Below are 22,521 nucleotides of genomic sequence, written 5' to 3'. Positions count from 1 at the left end.
TTCGCACCAGTTGCGATATTAATTCTCCAGAATGGTTCCAAAGAGGAAACAAAATGGAACAGCTGAAGGGTATCTCGATCTTTGTCGAAGCCGTCGAGGCAGGTGGCTTTTCGGCTGCCGCCGAGCGGCTCCATCTCACGCGTTCGGCCGTCGGCAAAACCATCGCACGGCTGGAACAGCGTCTCGGCGTGCGCCTCTTCAACCGTACGACACGCATGCAGAGCCTTACCGAGGAAGGCCGCTTCTTCTACGAGCGCTGCCTTCGCGCGGTCGAGGAAATCCGCCTCGGGGAAGCGATGCTGGAATCCGGACGGCGTGATGTGCGCGGCCGGCTGCGCATCTCAATGCCGGTGCTCTTCGGCCGCCACTGCATCGCGCCGGTCCTCGCACGCCTGCTCGATGAGCATCCGAACCTCGAACTCGACCTTTCCTTTAACGACCGTGTCGTCGACCTGCTCGAGGACGGCTTCGATCTTGTCGTCCGCAACGGGCCGCTGAAGGACAATCCGGATCTGATGGCCCGGGCGATCGCTCGCCAGCGCATGACCGTCTGCGCATCGCCCGCCTATCTGGAAAAACATGGCACACCGCAGACGGTCTTCGATATTCCGCAGCATGAAGGCATCGTTTATAGGCGGGGCGATGACGATAGGGGCTGGATCTTTCCCACTGCAACCGATCCCGGGCGGCGGATGCCGCCAAAGGCGCGGCTGCGGCTCGACGACCTTGCTTCGATTTCCGATGCGGCCGTCGCCGGGCGCGGACTTGCCTGGCTCCCCTGCTGGCTGGTCCGCGAGGAGGTGCTGGCAGGCCGGCTCATTCAGGTGTTGAAGCAGGAACCGGCCAATGTCTTCGATGCCCATGCCGTTTGGCTGCGCTCTCCGGTCATGCTGCCGAAGGTGCGGCTCGCGATCGATACGCTCGCCGCAGGACTGCCGGCAATGATGGGCTGAAGCGCTCGCCACGCGTCTGCGAGCGACGAGAAACCCATGTAATTCCTATACGTTTCCCTGGAAATCACCCGATGCAGCAGTATATCCGATAGTTCACCGTCCGTTGTGGACGACCGCCATATCACTCGGAACACGGTCAGCATGTCACTTCGCAGCGCTCTCCGCGCACAAACTGCAGATTGCCACGCCGCGGTCGACGCTCTCTTCGGCAGTTTCAATCTCTCACGCACCCAGGATTACAAGGCATTCCTCCGCGCGCATGCCCAGGTCGTACCATCAGTCGAACATGCGCTTGAGGAAGCCGGGATCGCTCGCCTGCTGCCCAACTGGTCGGAACGAAGGCGCGCTCACCTGCTCGCTGCCGACATTAGGGAACTCGGCGATCGATTGCCCGCGCCCCTTCCTCAACCCGCCTTGCATTGCGAAGCAGCGGTCTGGGGTGCTGCCTATGTCCTGGAAGGCTCCAAGCTCGGCGGCGCGCTGCTCGCCAAGGCCGTGCCTGATCATTTGCCCAGCAGCTACCTGACCCCCCAAGGCCCGAAGGGCGCCATGCGGCTCTTCATGGATCGTCTTGACGCGAGCAAGGTGGACGATCCCGGCGCTGCCGTCACGGCCGCTCGCAATGTCTTCGATCTCTTCCTAAAAGCGGGGCAACTCACGCTGGAAACCGTGCCATGAGCGGCACGCACGAACCTGTCGATCTCACCAACTGCGACCGTGAACCGATCCACCAGCTTGGATCGGTTCAACCTTTCGGCTTTCTCCTGGCGATATCCTCAGACTGGATTGTCACCCGCGCCTCCGCAAATCTGGTGGAGTTTCTCGATGTTGCGCAGGCCGACGCGATCGGCCGTCCCGTTGTTTCGCTGATCACACCCGAAGCACTCCACGCCGTCCGCAACAAGCTTACCACGCTGCGCGGTCCCGACGTCGCCGAGCGCATTTTCGGCATTGCCCTGATGCCCGATCAAAACAGGTTCGACATTGCCCTGCACCTGAACGGAGGTGAGGTCATCATCGAAGGCGAGCGCTGCCAGGATGACCGGCGCGACGCCGCTTCGCTCTCCATGCGCAGCATGATGTCCCGCCTCGACCACACGGAAACACTGGAGGCTTTCTTCCGCGAAGGTGCAAGACAGGCGCGCGCCTTGACTGGCTTCGATCGGGTCATGGTTTATCGTTTCGACGAAGGCGGTTCCGGCGAAGTGGTGGCGGAAGCCGCCCGGGCCGGCATCGGCTCGTTTCTCGGGCTGCACTATCCGGCTTCCGACATTCCGGTGCAGGCGCGCGCGCTCTATCTGCGCAACCTGTTCCGCATCATTGCCGATGTCGACGCCGTCCCGGTCCCGATCCTGCCGCAACGCGACGAGCACGGCCAGCCGCTCGACCTCTCCATGTCGGTATTGCGTTCTGTTTCGCCGATCCACATCGAATATCTGAAAAACATGGGCGTCGGCGCTTCGCTCTCCATATCGATCGTCGTGGACGGTAAGCTCTGGGGCCTATTTGCCTGCCATCATTACGGCCCGCGTCTGCCTTCGGCCCAAAGCCGCTCCACTGCCGAACTCTTCGGTCAGATGTTTGCGTCGCGTCTTGAAAGCCGCGAACGGCGGCTGGCTCTCGACTACGAGACCAAGGCGCGCCGCATCGCCGACCGGCTTCTCACCTCCGTGGCAGACAATGCGAGCCTGCTCGACGATCCGGCCTGGCTGATTGAGGCGCTCGCCGATGCCATTCCTGCTGACGGGATCGGCGTCTGGATCAACGGCCGGCTGGCACTCGCCGGCATCGGGCCGAATGAGAGAAGTTTCGCAGCCCTCGTCCGCCACCTCAACCGTAGCGCTGCCGGCCGAATCTATGCCGTGGACAGGCTCTCAGAAACCTATCCGGACCTTGAGGTCGACGATGCGGTGGCAGGCATGCTCGCCATCCCGATCTCGCGTTCGCCGCGCGATTATGTCGTGCTTTTCCGTCAGGAATTGGTGCGCACCGTCCGCTGGGGCGGCGACCCACACAAGCCGGTGGAATACGGGCCGAACGGCCCGAGGCTGACGCCGCGCAAGAGTTTCGAAGCCTGGTCGGAACTGGTGCGCGGCCGCTCCCTTCCTTTCACGGACGCCGAGCGCCGTGTCGCCGAAACCATCCGCGTCACACTGATCGAAGTGGTGTTGCGCCTCACCGACGAGGTCAGCATGGCGCGCCAGACGGCAAACGAGCGCCAGGAACTGCTGATTGCCGAGCTGAACCACCGCGTCCGCAACATATTGAGCCTCATCACCGGCATTATCCGGCAGTCGCAGGCAACGTCGGTCGGCCTTGGCGACTACATTCGCCAGCTCGAGGGCCGCATCCAGTCACTCGCCCGCGCCCATGACCAGATCACCCGCGATCACTGGGCGCCCGCTTCGCTTCGGCAATTGCTGCTCGCAGAGACCGCCGCCTATCTCGGGAAAAACGCGCAACGCATCCAGATGAGCGGCGAGGATGTGCTGCTGGAACCGCAGGCCTTTTCCACCGCCGCCCTTGTTTTCCATGAGCTGATGACCAATAGCGCCAAATATGGCAGCCTTTCCGGAATTGGCAGCGGCACCGTCCAACTCGGCTGGCATCGCGACGACGAGGGCAATCTGCGCATTAGCTGGCGCGAAAAGAATGGTCCACCCGTCGTCGAACCCAAACGCCATGGCTTCGGTTCGACGATCATCCGCCGCTCGATCCCCTATGACCTTGGCGGCAAAGCCGAGGTCCGCTACGCCAAGGATGGGCTCGAGGCCGATTTCTCCATCCCCGCGCGACATGTCGTCGGCCCCACGAGCGAACGATCAAATCCGGCTCCGCTCGGAACGACCGAACCCAAGACCAATCCCGACGATCAGCCGCTTTTCGGCCTGAACGTGCTGCTGGTGGAAAACAATCTGATCATCGCCATGGATGGCGAGGACATCCTGCGCCGCCTGGGCGCCGACGTGGCTACGGCGCCAAGTGTCACTGAGGCGATGGAAATTCTGGCAGGCCAGTCCTTCGATCTGGCGCTTCTCGATGTCAATCTTGGCGATGAGACGAGTTTCGGAATTGCCGACCGGCTGGCTGCCGAAGGCGTGCCCTTCGTTTTTGCCACGGGCTATGGGGAGGGCATCGCCCAGGCCAACAGCCACTCGGACGCGCCCGTGCTACAGAAGCCTTATACGATGGAGGGCATGACGGATATTCTTGCCCGGGTTCCGCTCTCGCGGAGAGGATAAGAGCCTCACGCCTCCAGGGGATCCGGTCGCAGGCCGCCGATGAAGAGCTGTTCCAGAAACCGCGCCGCATCCTCGAAGCGCCCTTCGCCCGAATGTTCCTGCCCCAGCACGGCACGCACCTGAACGTCAAAATCCGCGTAATGCTGCGTTGTCGACCAGATGGAGAAGATCAGGTGATAGGGATCGCATTTGACGATCTTGCCTGATTTCGCCCAGGCGCGGATGACCTCCGCCTTCTCGTCGACCAGTTCCTTCAGCGGTCCCTTCAGCTCGTCCTCGATATGCGGCGCGCCCTGCAGCACCTCGTTGGCGAAAAGCCGGCTCTCGCGGGGAAAATCGCGGGCCATCTCCAGCTTGCGGCGGATGTAGCTGCGGATTTCCGACTCCGGATTGCCCTCGGCGTTAAAGGCCCGCAACGGCTCCAGCCAAGTGTAGAGCACCCGGTCGATCAGCGCCCGGTGCATGGCTTCCTTGGTGCGGAAATAATAGAGCAGGTTGGGTTTCGACATGCCGGCCACTTCGGCAATCTGGTCGATGGTCGAGCCGCGAAAGCCGCTTGCCGAAAACACATCGAGGGCCGCTTCCAGGATCTGCTCTTCTTTCTCCTCCTGGATTCGCGTCCGCCTCAGGGTTTTCGCTGCTCTCGGTATGGTCACAGGCTGTTATTTCCCCTTGAAATTCAACTTCTTCGCTCAAGTTTTTCCGGAAGCGATCCCCGCCGCCTTCTTGAGCAACTGCCCGTATTTTTATCGGCAATTTTCGTGATTTTCGTCTTGAGCCCGGCGGTGGAAGTTGTAATGTTTACCAATCGGTCAAATTATCCGCCAGATGCAAAACAAAGGCAACTGGCGATTTTCCGGCGCTCGACAAAACCAATAAGGGGGCGCAGGAAAGGACCACGGGAACAGGCGGGCATGCCCTTTGCATGACTGCCGCAAACAGGTGAGGGCATACGAAATGGTGGCAGCACCAGGCGAGAACATGCGCGTCAATGGCGACCGTCTCTGGGACAGTCTCATGGAGATGGCGAAAATCGGCCCCGGTATTGCAGGCGGAAACAATCGCCAGACCTTGACGGATGCCGATGCGCAAGGCCGCAGCCTTTTCAAAAGATGGTGCGACGATGCCGGTTTGACCATGGGCGTCGACCGCATGGGCACGATGTTCGCCACCCGCCCCGGCACCGATCCCGATGCTCTGCCCGTCTATGTCGGCTCGCATCTCGACACCCAGCCGACCGGCGGCAAATATGACGGTGTGCTCGGCGTGCTTGCGGCCCTCGAAGTCGTGCGCACCATGAACGATCTCGGCATCAAGACCAAACATCCGATCGTTGTTACCAATTGGACGAATGAGGAAGGCGCGCGTTTTGCCCCTGCCATGCTGGCGTCAGGCGTCTTCGCCGGCGTGCACAGCCTGGACTTTGCCTATAATCGCAGGGACCCCGAGGGCAATTTGTTCGGCGACGAATTGAAGCGTATCGGCTGGGTTGGCGACGAAGAAGTCGGCGCCCGCAAGATGCACGCCTATTTCGAATATCACATCGAGCAGGGACCGATCCTCGAAGCCGAGGAAAAGCAGATCGGCGTCGTCACCCATTGCCAGGGCCTCTGGTGGCTGGAATTCACGCTGACCGGCAAGGAAGCCCATACCGGCTCGACGCCGATGAACCTGCGCGTCAATGCCGGTCTCGCCATGGCCCGCATTCTGGAAATGGTCCAGGACGTGGCGATGGGCGAACAGCCGGGCGCCGTCGGCGGCGTCGGCCAGGTGTTTTTCTCGCCAAACTCCCGCAACGTGCTGCCTGGCAAGGTGGTCTTCACCGTCGACATCCGCTCGCCCGACAAAGAGAAACTCGACCGTATGCGGGCAAAGATCGAGGCGAAAGCGCCTGAGATCACCGATGCACTCGGCGTCGGCTGTTCCATCGAGGCGATCGGCCACTTCGAGCCGATCACCTTCGATCCGAAACTGGTCACGTCGGTGCGCGAGGCTGCCGAGCGGCTCGGCTACAGCCACATGAACATCATCTCCGGCGCCGGCCACGACGCCTGCTGGGCGGCCAAGGTGGCACCTGCGACGATGGTCATGTGCCCCTGCGTCGGTGGGCTCTCGCACAACGAGGCTGAAGAAATCTCCAAGGAATGGGCGATGGCGGGAGCCGATGTGCTGTTCCATGCGGTGGTGGAAACGGCGGAGATTGTGGTGTGATGGCGCCAGACTTGCCAACGACTTATCTCGATTATGCTGATATCTTTAAGTTCGAAACTCAGCGAACCGCCGACGACCTCGCGTGGGCCACCGCCAATGTGACACCAGTGAGCGAAGGACCGTGGGGTGACGTCCCTAGTGTGCAGATTTTCTACATTGGCATCAATACAGCAGGCGAGCGGATCAGGCTTCCGCAAATATCAAGCCTTTGGCGATATGAACCTTCTGGTGTTCAGCTGGCCGATTCAGATGACCGCGACCCAGATGCGCTCCACCAAACCTACTATATCTCCGGGCCTGGGCCTAGCGTCGTTCGGATAGAACTCGCCCCTTCCATGCCCGGCATACTGATCGAACGTCCCAAGGGCAGCCAACCCGTACAGTCAACCGGGCTGATCGACGGCAAGGATTTTTACTTTCGCGAATGCGATGGTTTTTGGTCCTTGTCGGTGGGTGGCATTGACGTCCTTGAGCAGCCCGACTGGTATTACGAAGAGAAGCACGACAAGCCGAATGAGTTGAGTGAGGAGGCCGTCTACAGCCTTATCGCCAAGGGTGCGGCGCTGTTTAGAAACGGCACGCCCACGATGGCAGTGGAGCCGTAAGACAATAAGATCGCAGGGAAAAGGAACAGCAGCCATGACCACAGTCATCAAGAACGGCACCATCGTCACCGCCGACCTGACCTATAAGGCTGACGTGAAGATCGACGGCGGCAAGATCATCGAGATTGGTCCGAACCTCTCGGGCGACGAGACGCTGGATGCGACCGGCTGCTATGTCATGCCCGGCGGCATCGATCCACACACCCACCTCGAAATGCCCTTCATGGGCACCTATTCTTCCGACGATTTCGAGAGCGGCACGCGCGCCGCCCTTTCCGGCGGCACGACGATGGTGGTCGATTTCGCCCTGCCCGCCCCCGGCCAGTCGCTGCTCGAGGCGCTGACCATGTGGGACAACAAATCGACCCGCGCCAATTGCGACTATTCCTTTCATATGGCGGTCACCTGGTGGAGCGAGCAGGTCTTCAAGGAGATGGAGACCATCGTCCGCGACAAGGGCATCAACACCTTCAAGCACTTCATGGCTTACAAGGGCGCGCTGATGGTTGATGATGACGAGATGTTCGCCTCCTTCCAGCGCTGCGCTGAACTCGGCGCCCTGCCGCTGGTGCACGCCGAAAACGGCGACGTCGTCGCCTCGATGTCGGCAAGGCTGCTCGCCGAGGGCAATAACGGCCCCGAGGCCCATGCCTATTCCCGCCCGGCCGAAGTCGAGGGCGAGGCTACCAACCGCGCCATCATGATCGCCGACATGGCCGGCTGCCCGGTCTATATCGTCCACACCTCCTGCGAACAGGCGCATGAGGCGATCCGCCGCGCCCGTGCCAAGGGTATGCGCGTCTATGGCGAACCGCTGATCCAGCACCTCACTCTCGACGAGAGCGAATATTCCAATCCCGACTGGGATCACGCGGCCCGCCGGGTGATGTCGCCGCCCTTCCGCAACAAGCAGCATCAGGACTCGCTTTGGGCAGGGCTTGCCTCCGGCTCGCTGCAGGTCGTCGCCACCGACCATTGCGCCTTCACCACGGCGCAGAAGCGCTTCGGGCTCAATGATTTCACCAAGATTCCGAACGGCACCGGCGGCCTCGAAGACCGCATGCCGATGCTCTGGACCCATGGCGTCAACACCGGGCGGCTGACGATGAACGAATTCGTCGCCGTCACCTCGACCAACATCGCCAAGATCCTCAACATCTATCCGAAGAAGGGCGCGATCCTTGTCGGCGCCGATGCCGACATCGTCGTCTGGGACCCGCAACGTTCCAAGACCATCTCGTCCGAGGCCCAGCAGTCGGCGATCGACTACAACGTCTTCGAAGGCAAGGAAGTGACCGGCCTGCCGCGCTATACGCTGACGCGCGGCGTAGTCGCGATCGAGGAAAACACCATCAAGACGCAGGAGGGCCACGGCGAATTTGTCAGGCGCGAGCCGGTCACGGCTGTCAGCAAGGCGCTTTCCCAGTGGAAGGACATCACCGCGCCGCGCAAGGTGACGCGGAGCGGCATTCCGGCAAGCGGCGTATGACGATGGCGCATGACGATACGGCCATCAACCGGGGACCGCTGCCCCTATGCCAATGACCTCACGCCGTCACCAAAGCGTCCAACTCCGGCAGAAGCACGACGCTTTCCTGCTCGTTCGGATCGGTGCGGGCGATGATCGCCGTGCACGGCGTGCTGCTGAGGTTTGCCGGCAGGTGCGGCACGCCGGCCGGGATATAGAAAAGTTCGCCGGCATGGACGATGACGTGATGCTCGAGCCGGTCTCCGTACCAGGTATGGGCCTCGCCGGAGAGCATGTAGATCGCCGTCTCGTGCGCCTCGTGCAGATGCGCCTTGGCGCGTACGCCCGGCGGGATCGTCAGGAGGTGCATGCAGATGCCCTTGGCGCCGACCGTCTCGGCCGCGACCCCTTGGAAATAGCTGAGCCCCTGCTTGCCGTCATAGGCATGATTGGGGCGAACGATGTGGCAGGTGGGCTTTGATGTCGCGTCCATCCTCATCCTCCATGGAGTGTGTCGCCGATAAAACCGGCGGTAATGATAGCACGCAAACCGCGCTCCCGCGGCGAAAACAAGACTGGTCGCATTGATGCAAGCACCCTCCGTCGTATCCGCCAAGGATCTCTGTCTCACCTACCACGCGAATGACGGCCCGGTGAGTGCACTGAGCAATGTCAATCTCGATGTCCACAAGGGCGATTTCGTCTCTTTCATCGGCCCGTCGGGCTGCGGCAAGACCACTTTCCTGCGTGTCATCGCCGATCTCGAGAAGAGCACGTCTGGCGAGATCTCGATCAACGGCATGACACCGGAAGAGGCTCGCAAGGCCCGCGCCTACGGCTATGTCTTCCAGGCGCCGGCGCTCTATCCCTGGCGCACCATCGAAAACAACATCGCCCTGCCCTTGGAGATCATGGGCTATTCCGGCGCCGAGCGGACGCGGCGCATCGCCGAAGCGCTTGATCTCGTCAGTCTCTCGGGCTTCGAGAAGAAATTCCCCTGGCAGCTTTCCGGCGGCATGCAGCAGCGCGCCTCGATCGCCCGTGCACTCGCCTTCGACGCCGATCTACTGTTGATGGATGAGCCCTTCGGCGCCCTGGACGAGATCGTCCGCGACCATCTGAACGAAGAACTGCTGAAACTCTGGACCCGCACCAACAAGACGATCTGCTTCGTCACCCATTCCATCCCCGAGGCGGTCTATCTCTCGACCAAGATCGTGGTGATGTCTCCCCGCCCGGGCCGCGTGACCGATGTGATCGACTCGACCCTGCCGGCCGAACGCCCGCTCGACATCCGCGAAACCCCCGAGTTCCTGGAAATCGCCCATCGCGTCCGCGAAGGGCTGAGGACGGGGCACGCATGAGGAGCGGGAGCGTGTTGTTTGGCAAGACCCCTCCCCAACCCCTCCCCACAAGGGGGAGGGGCAAGCACGCGGCGCTCGCTGAATTCTCTATGGAACGTCGCGGGAGAGCGCTGCAGCGACCCACGGGTTCGACGGTTAAGTCCCTCCCCCTTGTGGGGAGGGGTTGGGGAGGGGTCTAGATGCCACACTCAAACATCACCCTCAAAACCCGCCAAACGGCAAAACGCCTCCGCCGCGAACTGACAAAGGCGGAAGCTGCCATGTGGGATATGCTTCGCGATCTCAGGCCCTATGGCGCGCGGTTCAGGCGCGAGACGCCGATCGGCCCCTATATCGCCGATTTCGCCTGGCTTTCAGCACGACTGATCGTCGAGGTCGACGGTGACAGCCACGAGACTGCCGACGGCCGCCGCCACGATCTTGCCAGGGATGCATTCCTGCGCAATGAGGGTTTCAAAGTGCTGCGCTTCGACAATGCCCAAGTACTTGATGGACCCGATTACGTGTTTCTCACCGTCGAGAAACACGCTGCTCCATTCTTGAAGGAGCCGTTGGCATGAAACCCGACACCTTCAAGGATAAGATCGTCCCCGTCACCACCATCCTGCTGGCGCTTGTCGTCATCTGGTATGTCGCCGCCATCCTGATGAACGCGCCGTTCCAGCGCGACATGGACGGCCGCGCCGGCGCCACACCCACCACCCTCGAATTCATCGGCAAGACGCTGGCGCAGCCAAAGCCTATCCTGCCGGCGCCGCATCAGGTGGCGCAGAACGTCTACGAGAACACCTTTCTGCGCAGCCTTTCGAGCAATCGCAGCCTCGTCTATCACAGCTGGGTAACGCTCTCCTCCACCCTGCTCGGCTTCGGCTTCGGTATGCTGCTCGGCATCCTCCTCGCCGTGCTGATCGTCCACAACCGCGCCATGGACCGCTCGCTGATGCCCTGGCTGGTGGCGAGCCAGACCATACCGATCCTCGCCATCGCGCCGATGATCGTCATCATCTCCTACAACGTACTGACCGGCGACAATGCCGTTGCGCATCTGTTGAACCTCGATTCCGACGCCTCCCGCCTCGTCTCCAAGGCGCTGATCTCCACCTACCTCTCCTTCTTTCCGGTCGCCGTCGGCATGGTGAAGGGGCTGCGTTCGCCTGAGATCATGCATCTCGACCTGATGCGCACCTATTATGCCAGCCCGATGCAGACGTTCTGGAAGCTGCGCGTTCCAGCCTCGATCCCTTTCCTCTTCACCTCGATGAAAGTCGCGATCGCAGCCAGCCTTGTCGGCGCCATCGTCGGCGAGCTGCCGACGGGTGCTGTCGCCGGCATCGGCTCGAAGCTACTCGCCGGCTCCTATTACAGCCAGACTATCGATATCTGGGCCGCCCTCGTCGCCGGATCGCTGCTGGCGGGTATCCTGGTTGCGATCGTCGGCGTTGCGGCGAAGATCGTCGACCGCGCCATGGGCGGGAGGGCGGCATGAAACATCTGGCTTTCTCCTGGCAAGCCGTGGTCGCCCTCCTCCTCTGCGTCGGCGCGTTGACGGCCCTGCCGCTCCTGGCCGAGGGCGCGGCGCGCCCCCTCACCGACGGCACGGCAAGCCTCATTTTCACCATCGTCATCGCGGCTGCCCTGCTGTCCCTGGCGCCGCAGCCGCCGGCCTACCGTGCCACCGTGCTGTTTATCGGCGCGGATGGCGCCGCCTGGATGCTGCTTTCCGCTCTTTCCGGCAACGAGGGTACGGCGACGCGGGCTTTCTTCCTGTTGCTCTTCGCCTGCTGGCTGCTTGCCTGGCGATGCGTCACCGAGCTGTCGACACTGCAGCCCGTCACCACTTCCGGCAAGTCGGCGCTCCAGCTCATGATCCCGGCGATCTTCGGCGCCTGGATCCTCATTCTCTGGGAAGCGGTCACGCGTGGCGCCGGCGTTCCCTTCATCCTGCTGCCGCCGCCGAGCGCCATCGGGCTGCGGTTCATGGCGTCGCTGCCGATCCTCGGCGCTGACGTCAGGCAGACGATCTTCAAGGCGGTGCTGATCGGTTATATCGTCGGCTGCCTCAGTGGCTTCGTCGTCGCGGTGCTGGCCGACCGCATCGCCTTCCTGCGCCGCGGCCTTCTGCCGATCGGCAACATGGTTTCGGCCCTGCCGATCATCGGCGTCGCCCCTGTCATGGTCATGTGGTTCGGCTTCGACTGGCCGTCGAAGGCCGCCGTCGTCATCATCATGACCTTCTTCCCGATGCTGGTGAATACCGTCGCCGGCCTTGCCGCCTCCGGCAGCATGGAGCGCGACCTGATGCGCACCTATGCCTCAGGCTATTGGCAGACGCTGCTGAAGCTCAGACTTCCGGCAGCCATGCCCTTCATTTTCAACGCACTGAAGATCAACTCGACGCTGGCGCTGATTGGTGCCATCGTTGCGGAATTCTTCGGGACGCCGATCGTCGGCATGGGCTTCCGCATCTCCACCGAGATCGGCCGCATGAATGTCGACATGGTCTGGGCGGAAATCGCCGTCGCGGCGCTGGCCGGCTCGATCTTCTATGGCATCATCGCCCTGACCGAACGGGCGGTGACGTTCTGGCATCCGTCTATCCGTGGTGGCTAGGCGCGTGCGGGCTCCAGAAACGGGTCCGTGCATAACTTCAGAGGGTAAGGATAAGAAAATGAGAAAGTTGATGGTTGCAATGATGGCGAGCGCGATGTCGCTTGCATCGGCCCATGCAATGGCCGCCGACAAGGTGGTGCTGCAGCTGAAGTGGGTCACGCAGAGCCAGTTCGGCGGCTATTACGTCGCCAAGGACAAGGGCTTTTACAAGGAAGAAGGCCTCGACGTCGACATCAAGCCGGGCGGTCCCGATATCGCCCCCGAGCAGGTGATCGCCGGCGGTGGTGCCGATGTCATCGTCGACTGGATGGGCGGCGCCCTGGTTGCCCGCGAAAAGGGCGTTCCGCTCGTCAACATCGCCCAGCCCTTTCAGAAGTCGGGCCTGGAAATGGTCTGCCGCAAGGACGGCCCGGTCAAGACCGAAGCCGACTTCAAGGGCCGCACGCTGGGCGTCTGGTTTTTTGGCAACGAATATCCTTTCTTCGCCTGGATGAACAAGCTGGGCCTTTCTACCGACGGCGGGCCGAACGGCGTCACGGTGCTGAAGCAGAGCTTCGACGTGCAGCCGCTCGTCCAGAAGCAGGCCGACTGCATCTCCGTCATGACCTATAACGAATACTGGCAGGCGATCGATGCCGGCTTCAAGCCGGAAGAACTGACGGTCTTCAACTACACTGAAATGGGCAACGACCTTCTCGAAGACGGCCTCTATGCGATGGAAGACAAGCTGAAAGACCCGGCCTTCAAGGAGAAGATGGTCAAGTTCGTCCGCGCTTCGATGAAGGGCTGGAAATACGCCACCGAGAATCCCGACGAAGCCGCTGAGATCGTCATGGACAATGGCGGCCAGGACGACAACCATCAGAAGCGCATGATGGGCGAAGTCGCCAAGCTGGTCGGCGACAGTTCCGGCAAGCTGGACGAGGCGCTCTATGCCCGCACGGCAAAGGCGCTGCTCGATCAGAAGATCATCAGCAAGGAGCCGTCGGGTGCCTGGACGCACGACATCACCGACGCCGCTTCCAAATAATTCGGCGAGATTGCGAAGCGAAACGCGCGGGAGATCTCCCGCGCGTTTTGTCTATTTCGGCCCAACCGAAAAAAATGCCTTGCAACTGTCGCATTTATCGGGCGTCAAACGTCTTAGGGATGAGCGCGATCAATCTTCGTAATGTTGACATAACCTTGCGGTGATTGATTGACGTCGGAATGGTAATTATTATTGCCTGAAGGGGAATTGTTTTCTGCCGGACTTGTAGATCGAGCAAATCGATACCACCTACAAGCCGAATTTGCCGGCGAGGGATGAAGACGGCAAAGGATCGGCGGATACCTCTGAGAATGCAGGAAGGGCAGTGGCCTGATCGCGCGCTGAGTGGCAGACGCTCGAGTTCGGCCAACCTTATCATAAGATTGGACGACGACGCATGGCACGCAAGCCGATTGGAATTCTAGGCGCCTCTACACTTTTTGCAGCGGCACTTGCTGCATCCACCGCATTTTCGCAGGAAGCGCCGGTCGCAAAACCGCAGCAGAACCTGCCGGCGATCGTCGTCACCACGGCGGTGAACCGCACCCTCGTCGACCGAATCATTGGCACGGGAACGGTCAAACCCGTCGAGGAAGTCTATATCCAGCCGCAGGTCGAAGGCCTCTCGATCCGCACGCTGAAGGCCGATGTCGGCGACAAGGTTCAGGCCGAAAGCACGTTGGCGACGCTCAACGATGACGCACTGGTCTTGGAAAAGAGCCAGATGATGGCGACGAAGGCCAAGGGCGAGGCAAGTCTCGCCCAGTTGCGCGCCCAGCTCATCGAGGCGCAGGCCAATGCCGAGCAGGCAAGGCAGCAACAGGCCCGCGCCCAGGAAATGGTCAAGAAGGGCACCGTTTCCACCGCCCAGGTCGAACAGGCCGATGCGACTGCCGCCGCCGCCAATGCCCGCGTCGTCTCCGCCGAACAGGCGATCGAGGTCGCCGAAGCCGATCTCAAGGTCTTCGACAGCCAGATCGCAGATGCGGATTTGAAGCTGGCGCGCACCGATGTGAAGACGCCGGTCGCCGGCACGATCTCGGCAAAGAACGCCAAGGTCGGCGCCATTGCCGCCGGCACCAGCGACCCGATGTTCACGCTTATCCGCAACGGCGATATCGAGCTTGTCGCCGAAATCGCCGAAAGCGATATCGTCAGGGTGACGGCTGGCCAGAAGGCCACGATTTCGCTTTCCGGCAGCCGCGAGAAACTTTCCGGCGCCGTGCGTCTGGTTTCGCCGACCGTCGATCCCGTCACCCGCCTCGGCCTCGTCCATATCTCCATCGACGATGACAGCAAGGCGCGTTCCGGCATGTACGGCAGCGCCGAGATCATCGTGCGCGAGACGGAGGGCGTATCACTTCCGCTGACAGCGGTGCTCACCGGCAATGAAGGCTCTTCCGCCCGCAAGGTCGAGGATGGCGTGGTGAAATTCGCCAAGATCGAGACCGGCATCCAGGACGGTGCTTATGTCGAGATCGTCGAAGGATTGAAGACCGGCGACGAGGTCGTGGCCAAGGCGGGCGCCTACGTCCGCGACGGCGACCACATCACACCGGTGCGTGAACAGCCCCCGGCTTCCAACTAAAGAGACCATCCGATGAATTTTTCAGCCTGGTCCATTCGAAATCCGATCGCGCCGCTCCTGGCCTTCTGCCTGTTGATGTTCATCGGCATGCAGTCCTTCAATGCGCTGCCGATCACGCGCTTTCCGAACATCGACGTGCCGCTCGTTTCGATCAGCGTGACGCAGAGCGGCGCTTCGCCGGCTGAACTCGAAATGCAGGTGACGAAGGAGATCGAAGACGCGGTCGCCTCCATCACCGGCATCGACGAAATCCAGTCGACGGTGACCGACGGCAGTTCGCAAACCAACGTCATGTTCCGGATGGAAGTGCCGACCGAACAGGCTGTCCAGGACACCAAGGATGCGATCGACCGCATTCGCAGCGATCTGCCGGCAACGGCCGAAGCACCGATCGTCTCCAAGGTGGATGTTGAGGGGCAGGCGATCCAGACCTTCGCCGTTTCCTCGCCTGCCATGTCGCTGGAAGAACTTTCCTGGTTCGTCGACGACACGATCAAACGTTCGCTGCAGGGCCAGGCCGGCATCGGCCGTGTAGACCGTTACGGCGGCGCAGATCGCGAAGTGCGTATCGAACTCACCCCTGACAAGCTCAATGCCTATGGCATCACTGCCGCGAGCGTGAACCAGCAGCTGCGCGGCACCAACATCGACCTCGGTTCGGGTCGCGGCCAGGTGGCGGGCAGCGAACAGGCGATCCGTGTTCTCGGCGACGCCCGCAACGTCGCCGACCTCGCCAATACCACCATTGGCCTGCCGAACGGCCGCTTCGTCAAACTATCCGATCTCGGCGTTATCAAGGACACCTATGAGGAGCCGAAATCCTTCTCGCGATTCAACGCTACGCCGGTCGTTACCTTCGGCGTTTTCCGCTCGAAGGGCGCCAGCGAAGTCAGCGTCGCCGAAACCGTGGCACAAAACCTCGACAAGGTGCGAGCCGAAAATCCGAATGTGAAGATCGAACTGATCGATGATTCGGTCTATTTCACCTACGGCAACTACGAAGCCGCCATTCATACGCTGCTCGAAGGTGCGCTACTCGCGGTCATCGTCGTCCTCCTGTTCCTTAGGAACTGGCGTGCGACCCTGATCTCTGCAATCGCCCTTCCCCTGTCTGCGATCCCGACCTTCTGGGTCATGGACATGATGGGCTTCTCGCTGAACCTCGTCAGCTTCCTCGCTCTGACGCTCGCGACCGGCATCCTTGTCGACGACGCGATCGTGGAAATCGAAAACATTGCTCGGCACATCAAGATGGGCAAGACGCCCTATCGGGCGGCGATCGAGGCAGCTGATGAGATCGGCCTTGCCGTCATCGCCACTACCTTCACCATCATCGCTGTCTTCGTGCCCGTTTCCTTCATGCCGGGCATTCCGGGCCAATACTTCATCCAGTTCGGTCTGACCGTCGCCTTCTCCGTCTTCTTCTCGCTGATGGTCGCGCGCCTCATCACCCCGATGATGGCCGCCTATCTCATGCGCGCCGAAGACGGCGTCGACGACCATCACGACAATGACGGCCTGCTGATGCGGGGATACACGCGTCTCATACGCGGCACGACTGGACGCTGGTATTCGCGTTATGCCACGCTGATTGTCGCGTTCGCTTTCCTGATCGGCTCCGTTTTGCTGCTGATGCAGGTTCCAGGCAGCTTCCTGCCGCCGGAAGATGCCTCACGCATCGTTCTCTCCGTCGAGTTGCCGCCCAATGCACGGCTCGACGATACCGAGAAGACGACGGATGCGATCTATGACAGGGTCAAGGACATCAACGGCGTCGAAAGCGTCTTCGTCCTCGGCGGCGCGTCGCCGAAGGGCGATCTCGAACTGCGCCGTGCGACCATCACGCTCGCGCTTCACAAGCTCGATCAATCGCTCGTCAAGAAGGTGGTCAACGACGTGCTCGGCGATATCCCGGTCATTGGCCCGAAACTGCCAAAGGTGGAAGTCCATGGCCGCGAACGCCCGCAATGGGACATCGAAATGGAAGTCTTTGCCAAGCTGCGCGACATTCCCGATGTCCGAATCCTGAAGCTCAATGACCGCGGCGAACGCGACCTCTCCTTCAACTTTCTTTCCAAGAACGAGAAGGACCTGAACGACGCCGTCGGTATCCTGGAATCCAAGCTCCGCGCCGATCCGCTGCTTGCCAATGTCAGCGCCGACGGCTCCCTGCCCCGTCCGGAACTGCAGGTTCATCCGCGCATGGATGAAGCCGCTCGCCTCGGCATCACGCCGCAGCAGATCTCCGAGACCATCCGCGTCGCCACCATCGGCGACGTCGATGCCGCCCTTGCCAAGATCTCGCTCGACGATCGCCAGATTCCGATCCGGGTCCAGGCCGCAGTCGACATGCGTCGCGATCTCGCGGCCATCCGGACGTTGAAGATCCAGACCGCCAGCGGCGGCACCGTTCCGCTCGCAAGCGTCGCCAATATCGACTATTCGGAAGGCGTAAGCTCGATCAAGCGCAACAACCGCTACCGCGTCGTCTCGATCGGTTCGGACCTGCCCCAGGGCGTCGCACTCGACACAGCGTCCGCCCGCTTCCGCGAGATAGTCAATGGGGCCAATATTCCGGCTTCCGTGCGTCTTGCAGAAAGCGGCGACACCAAGGTGCAGACCGAGATGCAGCAGAGTTTCGTCAACGCCATGTTGATGGGCCTGCTGCTGGTGTTGACGGTGCTGATCCTGCTCTTCAAGGACGTGATCCAGCCCTTCACCATCCTGTTCTCGCTGCCGCTCGCCATCGGCGGTGTCGCGGCCGGCCTGATCCTCACCAACAATCCGCTGTCGATGCCCGTGATGATCGGCATCCTGATGCTGATGGGTATCGTTACCAAGAACGCCATCCTGCTCGTCGATTTCGCGATCGAGATGCGCCATCAAGGCATGGCCCGCGTCGAGGCCATGGTCGAAGCCGGCCGCAAGCGCGCCCGGCCGATCATCATGACCTCGATCGCCATGTCGGCAGGCATGCTGCCTTCCGCACTTGGCGTCGGCGAAGGCGGCTCATTCCGCGCGCCGATGGCAATTGCAGTGATCGGCGGCATCATCGTCTCGACCGTGCTCTCGCTCGTCGTCGTGCCCTCCTTCTTCCTGATCATGGACGATCTGTCCCGCCTGCTCGGCTGGGCTTTCGGCCGCCTGGTCGGCAGGAAGGACGACGAGGAGCTGCCGCTGTCGCGCGAGGATCTCACCCGCGTCACCCGCGAGAACCGCGACGACATCGACTCGCTGGAGGAGCGCCTGACCGCGATCGAAAAGCCGGAAAGCAAACGCAAGAGCGCCCACGGCAACGACACCAACGTGCTCCGTCTGCCGCCCTTCGCGGCGGAATAAAGCAAAACTCAGGAAATGAACGGGCCGGGAGCGATCTCCCGGCCCGTTTCGTTTTTGCTGTTCACTTCCGGCGATTGACCGAAATCAATTCCGCCATCGTCTCCCTCCCCTATTTTACCCCGTATGCACATGGAATTCGAAGGACCGGCCATATCAGGAGACCGGGAGATGAACAGGACGCCGACATTCGACAGCCATGAGGCCGCTGTGCTCGCCAAGGCTGACTTCATGGCCGGGCTCGACCACGACGAGGCTGAAGCCCTGCGCGCCTGCGCCACCATTCTCCTCTGCGATCCGCACGCCGTTCTCTTCGAGGAGGGCGACAAGGCGGCTTATTTCTATTGCGTGCTCAGCGGTTATGTCAGACTCCATCGCCACAATGGCGACGGCAGGCAGGCCGATATCCGCATCTGCGAGCCCGGCGACAGTTTCGCCGAATGCCTGATCCATACCGACGAAACCTATCGCTACGGTGCGCAGGCGATGGATCGTGCCGTGCTGGCGCGCTTCCGCATTCCCAAGGTTCGGCTGTTGCTGGACGAGCGGCCGCGGATCGGCAAGGCGATCATGCGCAGCCTGTCGCTGCATCTGATCTCGACGATGGAATGCCTGGCAAGCGACCGCATGCAGACCGCGCCGCAGCGCGTGGCAAACTATCTGCTGACCCATTGCGTCGAGAACGGTGCGACCGCTTCGCTGCGGCTGCCCTTTCCGAAAAATCTACTTGCCCGCAAACTCGGCCTCGCACCGGAGGCGCTTTCGCGCGCCTTCTCGGCGCTGAAGACGAAAGGTGTAACTGTCCGCGGCCGGGCGATCACCATCAGTGACATCACCGTGCTGCGGCAGATCTGACCGTCAGAGGACGATGCCAAAAAGCTTTAAAGCATATCGCGCAAAACTGTGCAGCGGTTTCGTGACGCGCTTTAGAGCCCGCCCTGCTCCCTGAGGAAGCTGACGATCGAGCTGACGCCGTCGCCGCGCTTCATGTCGGAGAAAACGAAAGGGCGGCTCGCACGCATGCGCGTTGCATCCCGGTCCATCACCTCGAGATCGGCGCCGACATAGGGCGCCAGATCCTTCTTGTTGATGACGAGCAGGTCCGATCGGGTGATGCCGGGGCCTCCCTTGCGCGGGATTTCCTCGCCCTGGCAAACGGAGATGACATAGATGGTGATATCGGCAAGATCGGGCGAAAAGGTCGCTGCCAGATTGTCGCCGCCGGATTCGATGAAGACGACGTCGAGATCGGGGATCCGCTGGTTGAGGCCGGCGATCGCCTGCAAATTGATCGTCGCATCCTCGCGAATGGCAGTATGCGGGCAGCCACCTGTCTCGACGCCGACGATGCGGTCCGAAGTCAATGCCTGCATCCGCACCAGCGCCTCGGCATCCTCGGTCGTGTAGATGTCGTTGGTCACGACGGCGACGGAATAATCGTCGCGCATCGCCTTGCAGAGCTTTTCGGTCAGCGCCGTCTTGCCCGAGCCGACCGGCCCGCCAATGCCGACACGCAAAGGTCCGTTTCTTGATTTCATGTGTCTTACTCCAATCGAACCCGATGATAGCGAAGCCGCCCGCCTGCGCCACCGTCAAATGACGCAGCCTTCGCGATAATTTCGGACAATCACGAGCGGAACAGCCGCGTCGCCTGCGTCTCGTGGCGCAGGCTGGCAATATCGGCCTGCACCGTCGCCGAACCCAGATCGTCGAGCGTCGAGGCCGCCGCCAGCCGGGCGACCTCGGCGATACGATCTTCGAGCCCGGCAAGCACGGCCACGCCATTCCTCTGTCCGGCGACGCCGAGGCGGATGCCTGATGAAACGGCTTGTGAGGCATAGGCGTGCAGGAAGGCGGCGAGCGCCTTCTCGGGCTTTATGCCATGGGCGCCCGTTACCGCACCGATCGCAATGGGATAAGCGACCTTGTCGGGCAGCCGCTCGAACACCCCGTCCGGCCAGGCCCGCGCCGCTGCGAGGAAAGCCTCGCCGAGCAGCATCGTTTCCTGGTGGCGCTCGCGTGATCCGGCAAGCGCCTCGGCGAGCGCGGCGATCTCGGCAAGGCGCATGGCTTCCACGTGGACCCTGTGGCTTTCGACCAGAAGCACGGCATCGTTCCAGACAGAACCATTGCCGATCAGCGTGTCGGTCCAGGCCGCAAGCGAGGCAGCATCCGTGACGAGCTCGTCGGCAACCGCCCGTTCCAGCCCGCCCGAATAGGCAAAGCTGCCGATCGGAAAGGCCGGTGAGAGCCATGCCGTCAGGCGCAGCAGTGCCTGCAGCTCGCGGTCTTGCGTCATCAAAGCTTAGTCATGCTTGTGGTCGCGATGTCCGTGGTCATGACTATGATCCCGTCCGTGGTCATGACTATGATCCTGTCCGTGGTCATGATCATGACCGCGATCGTGGCGGTGCTCATGCTCATGCTCGTAGCCATGTTCGTGATCATGGTCGTGGCCATGATTATGATCATGCCCGTGGTTGTAATCGTGATCATGCCCATGCGAATGCCCGCCTTGGGAATGATAGGCGCCGCGTGCCGGCTGGAACGGCTCGTCGATCTCGAGGACGACGGCGCCGAGACCCTGCAGCATTGTGCGGATCACGTGATCGCGCAGGATGACGATGCGGTCTTCCTCGATCTGGGCGGCAAGATGCCGGTTGCCGAGATGCCAGGCAAGCTCGACCAGATGCGTGCGGTCGCGTCCGCGAATCTCGAAAAGCTTCTCGTCGGCGGCGAGGATCTCGATCAGTTCGCCATCGTCGCGCACGAGGAGGTCGCCATTGGCGAAAAGCACCGGATCCTTGAGATCGAGCATGACCATCTCGCCATTTTCCAGATGCAGCAGCTTGCGGCGTAAATGGCGCAGATCATGCGGCAGCTTGACCTGGGCGATCGGGTGGGAAGAAGGGGTTCCGGCGGGAAGATAGGAGGTGACGCGCTGCATGACATGTCCGTTTTGCTGAGAGGACGACCATGCAAAATAGCTCTTCCCGATGCAAGCACCAATGGCCTTTCGTCCAGGCCCCACTCTTATATTCCGTAAGCCTGCATCACATTGTCGCTCTCCGGCCCTCTGTTCTCGCCGTCGCGGCCGTTATCGATAAGTCCGTGCCAGGCATGATGCAGACCCTCCCGTTCGTGCACGACGCGATTGCGCCCAAGCGCCTTGGCGAGATAGAGCGCCCGGTCGGCGGAGGCATAGACCGCCTGCTTGTTGCGCCCGGCGACCAGATCGGCAACGCCGCCGGACACGGTGATGCGGATATCGTGTCCCTCGGCCCTGATGGCGCCGCCGGCGATCCGGGCTCGGACGCTTTCGATGCGCTCCATCCGTGCCTCCAGCGGCTCGCCGGAAACGATGACGCCGAACTCCTCCCCACCCAGCCGCGCGACGACAGACATCTCATCGAAGGCGGATGTGAGCATGGCCGACACGGCGATGATGACAGCATCGCCGCAGCCATGGCCGAAGCGGTCATTGATCGTCTTGAAACGGTCGACGTCAAAAATCACCAGCGACGCGTTGCCATCGGTATTCTCAAGCGCCTCGGTAAAGGCGCGCCGGTTGAGCAGTCCGGAAAGCGTATCCGTGCGGCTGAGCTTTTCGAACTCAGCTCGCGAGAGCGCGAGGTCGCGCATGGCAAAACCGGCAAACAGCGACAGCATGCCGGAAACGGTGCCGCCGATCAGCCAGGAAAAGATCGCGCTGAATCCGATCGCATGCGCGAGCGTCACCGGCAGGAGCCCGAGGAGATCGAGCGACGGCATCGTCAATGCGATAATGACTCCTGACAGAATAACGGCAAGAAAAGCCATCTTCAGGGCGAAGACATAGACGTTCCTGCGGTATTGAAGATCGCCGAAATCGGCCTGCAGCGAAATCCAGTTTCTCATGAGAATCAACCTTCCTGCTCGGCGTTTCCAGGCATTGATAAGAGCCCAATTGCTGCGGGTGTCTTAATTGACTCGTTAAAATTCGAACGGTATAGGACGTTTCGGTAGACAGAACTTTTCTAGCAAGGGATGCAGCTTTCCAATCCCTGAATCGAACAGCGCGGATATACGATTAAGTACTTGAAATAAAAGGAATTTATCGAGCTTCGAGATGTCG

20 protein-coding genes are annotated in these 22,521 nt (G+C 61.4%); 14 read left to right on the top strand and 6 right to left on the bottom strand.

The annotated features are described in order from the left end of the window. The first annotated feature begins 53 nt into the window (after nt 1–53). From V8P77_RS01020 to V8P77_RS01010, 3 genes are all read left to right on the top strand, one after another. Entirely contained in the window at nt 54–953 is a 900-nt protein-coding gene (locus V8P77_RS01020; protein ID WP_335910268.1) for a LysR family transcriptional regulator, read from the top strand. A 141-nt stretch (nt 954–1,094) separates the two neighbouring features. Continuing rightward, nucleotides 1,095–1,631, top strand: coding sequence for a biliverdin-producing heme oxygenase (locus V8P77_RS01015; protein WP_077979082.1), 537 nt, complete (start codon nt 1,095–1,097; stop codon nt 1,629–1,631). Next, complete coding sequence (locus V8P77_RS01010) at nt 1,628–4,195, top strand: HWE histidine kinase domain-containing protein (protein ID WP_335910267.1); 2,568 nt, start codon at nt 1,628–1,630, stop codon at nt 4,193–4,195. Before V8P77_RS01015 ends, V8P77_RS01010 begins: the two co-directional genes overlap by 4 nt. Nucleotides 4,196–4,200: 5 nt before the next feature. Here V8P77_RS01010 and V8P77_RS01005 read toward each other — a convergent pair whose 3' ends face one another. Then, nucleotides 4,201–4,851, bottom strand: a complete 651-nt coding sequence (locus V8P77_RS01005; RefSeq protein WP_335910266.1) for a TetR family transcriptional regulator C-terminal domain-containing protein — start codon at nt 4,849–4,851, stop codon at nt 4,201–4,203. A gap of 301 nt (nt 4,852–5,152) precedes the next feature. Here V8P77_RS01005 and V8P77_RS01000 point away from each other — a divergent pair, with 301 nt between their 5' ends. From V8P77_RS01000 to hydA, 3 genes are read left to right on the top strand one after another with little or no spacing between them, the layout of a single operon-like run. Continuing rightward, nucleotides 5,153–6,406: a Zn-dependent hydrolase gene (locus tag V8P77_RS01000; protein WP_335910265.1), complete on the top strand. Its 1,254-nt coding sequence runs from the start codon at nt 5,153–5,155 to the stop codon at nt 6,404–6,406. Beyond that, nucleotides 6,406–7,011 carry a hypothetical protein gene (locus V8P77_RS00995; RefSeq protein WP_335910264.1) on the top strand — a complete coding sequence of 202 codons (606 nt, stop codon included), beginning with the start codon at nt 6,406–6,408 and terminating at the stop codon, nt 7,009–7,011. The genes V8P77_RS01000 and V8P77_RS00995 overlap by 1 nt, the downstream gene beginning before the upstream one ends. Nucleotides 7,012–7,045: 34 nt before the next feature. Then, the gene (gene hydA, locus V8P77_RS00990; protein WP_335910263.1) at nt 7,046–8,500 is read left to right on the top strand and encodes a dihydropyrimidinase; all 1,455 of its coding nucleotides are present in this window, start codon (nt 7,046–7,048) and stop codon (nt 8,498–8,500) included. A gap of 58 nt (nt 8,501–8,558) precedes the next feature. Here hydA and V8P77_RS00985 read toward each other — a convergent pair whose 3' ends face one another. Next, entirely contained in the window at nt 8,559–8,972 is a 414-nt protein-coding gene (locus tag V8P77_RS00985; RefSeq protein WP_335910262.1) for a cupin domain-containing protein, read from the bottom strand. Between the two features lie 94 nt (nt 8,973–9,066). On the opposite strand from V8P77_RS00985, the gene V8P77_RS00980 reads away from it, so the two are divergent. The 8 genes from V8P77_RS00980 (at nt 9,067) to V8P77_RS00945 (ending at nt 19,262) form a co-directional block, all read left to right on the top strand. Beyond that, nucleotides 9,067–9,843 (top strand): ABC transporter ATP-binding protein, encoded by a 777-nt coding sequence (locus V8P77_RS00980; protein ID WP_335910261.1) that lies wholly within the window; start codon nt 9,067–9,069, stop codon nt 9,841–9,843. 179 nt (nt 9,844–10,022) lie between these two features. After that, the gene (locus V8P77_RS00975) at nt 10,023–10,403 is read left to right on the top strand and encodes an endonuclease domain-containing protein (protein WP_062943511.1); all 381 of its coding nucleotides are present in this window, start codon (nt 10,023–10,025) and stop codon (nt 10,401–10,403) included. Then, entirely contained in the window at nt 10,400–11,329 is a 930-nt protein-coding gene (locus V8P77_RS00970; protein ID WP_335910259.1) for an ABC transporter permease, read from the top strand. Before V8P77_RS00975 ends, V8P77_RS00970 begins: the two co-directional genes overlap by 4 nt. Further along, nucleotides 11,326–12,453: an ABC transporter permease gene (locus V8P77_RS00965; protein ID WP_335910257.1), complete on the top strand. Its 1,128-nt coding sequence runs from the start codon at nt 11,326–11,328 to the stop codon at nt 12,451–12,453. Before V8P77_RS00970 ends, V8P77_RS00965 begins: the two co-directional genes overlap by 4 nt. Nucleotides 12,454–12,511: 58 nt before the next feature. After that, entirely contained in the window at nt 12,512–13,483 is a 972-nt protein-coding gene (locus V8P77_RS00960; protein WP_335910255.1) for an ABC transporter substrate-binding protein, read from the top strand. A 397-nt stretch (nt 13,484–13,880) separates the two neighbouring features. After that, a complete protein-coding gene (locus tag V8P77_RS00955) occupies nt 13,881–15,071 on the top strand; it encodes an efflux RND transporter periplasmic adaptor subunit (protein WP_335910254.1) in 1,191 nt (396 codons plus the stop codon). A gap of 12 nt (nt 15,072–15,083) precedes the next feature. Then, entirely contained in the window at nt 15,084–18,410 is a 3,327-nt protein-coding gene (locus V8P77_RS00950; protein ID WP_335910253.1) for an efflux RND transporter permease subunit, read from the top strand. 168 nt (nt 18,411–18,578) lie between these two features. Then, on the top strand, nt 18,579–19,262 hold the full coding sequence (locus tag V8P77_RS00945; RefSeq protein WP_335910252.1) for a Crp/Fnr family transcriptional regulator: 684 nt from the start codon (nt 18,579–18,581) through the stop codon (nt 19,260–19,262). Between the two features lie 71 nt (nt 19,263–19,333). Here the strand turns inward: V8P77_RS00945 and ureG are convergent, their stop codons facing one another. The 4 genes from ureG to V8P77_RS00925 all read right to left on the bottom strand — a co-directional run bounded on the left by ureG (nt 19,334) and on the right by V8P77_RS00925 (nt 22,304). Further along, nucleotides 19,334–19,945, bottom strand: a complete 612-nt coding sequence (gene ureG, locus V8P77_RS00940; protein ID WP_003542294.1) for an urease accessory protein UreG — start codon at nt 19,943–19,945, stop codon at nt 19,334–19,336. A gap of 89 nt (nt 19,946–20,034) precedes the next feature. Further along, on the bottom strand, nt 20,035–20,706 hold the full coding sequence (locus tag V8P77_RS00935) for an urease accessory protein UreF (RefSeq protein WP_335910250.1): 672 nt from the start codon (nt 20,704–20,706) through the stop codon (nt 20,035–20,037). A gap of 6 nt (nt 20,707–20,712) precedes the next feature. Then, on the bottom strand, nt 20,713–21,354 hold the full coding sequence (gene ureE / locus V8P77_RS00930; RefSeq protein ID WP_335910249.1) for an urease accessory protein UreE: 642 nt from the start codon (nt 21,352–21,354) through the stop codon (nt 20,713–20,715). An 86-nt stretch (nt 21,355–21,440) separates the two neighbouring features. Next, nucleotides 21,441–22,304: a GGDEF domain-containing protein gene (locus V8P77_RS00925; protein ID WP_335910248.1), complete on the bottom strand. Its 864-nt coding sequence runs from the start codon at nt 22,302–22,304 to the stop codon at nt 21,441–21,443. Between the last annotated feature and the right edge of the window lie 217 nt (nt 22,305–22,521).

The sequence above is a fragment of the Rhizobium aouanii genome, assembly GCF_037002925.1.
Classification (GTDB): Bacteria; Pseudomonadota; Alphaproteobacteria; order Rhizobiales; family Rhizobiaceae; genus Rhizobium; species Rhizobium aouanii.
This window is presented reverse-complemented; position numbering and strand designations above follow the sequence as displayed.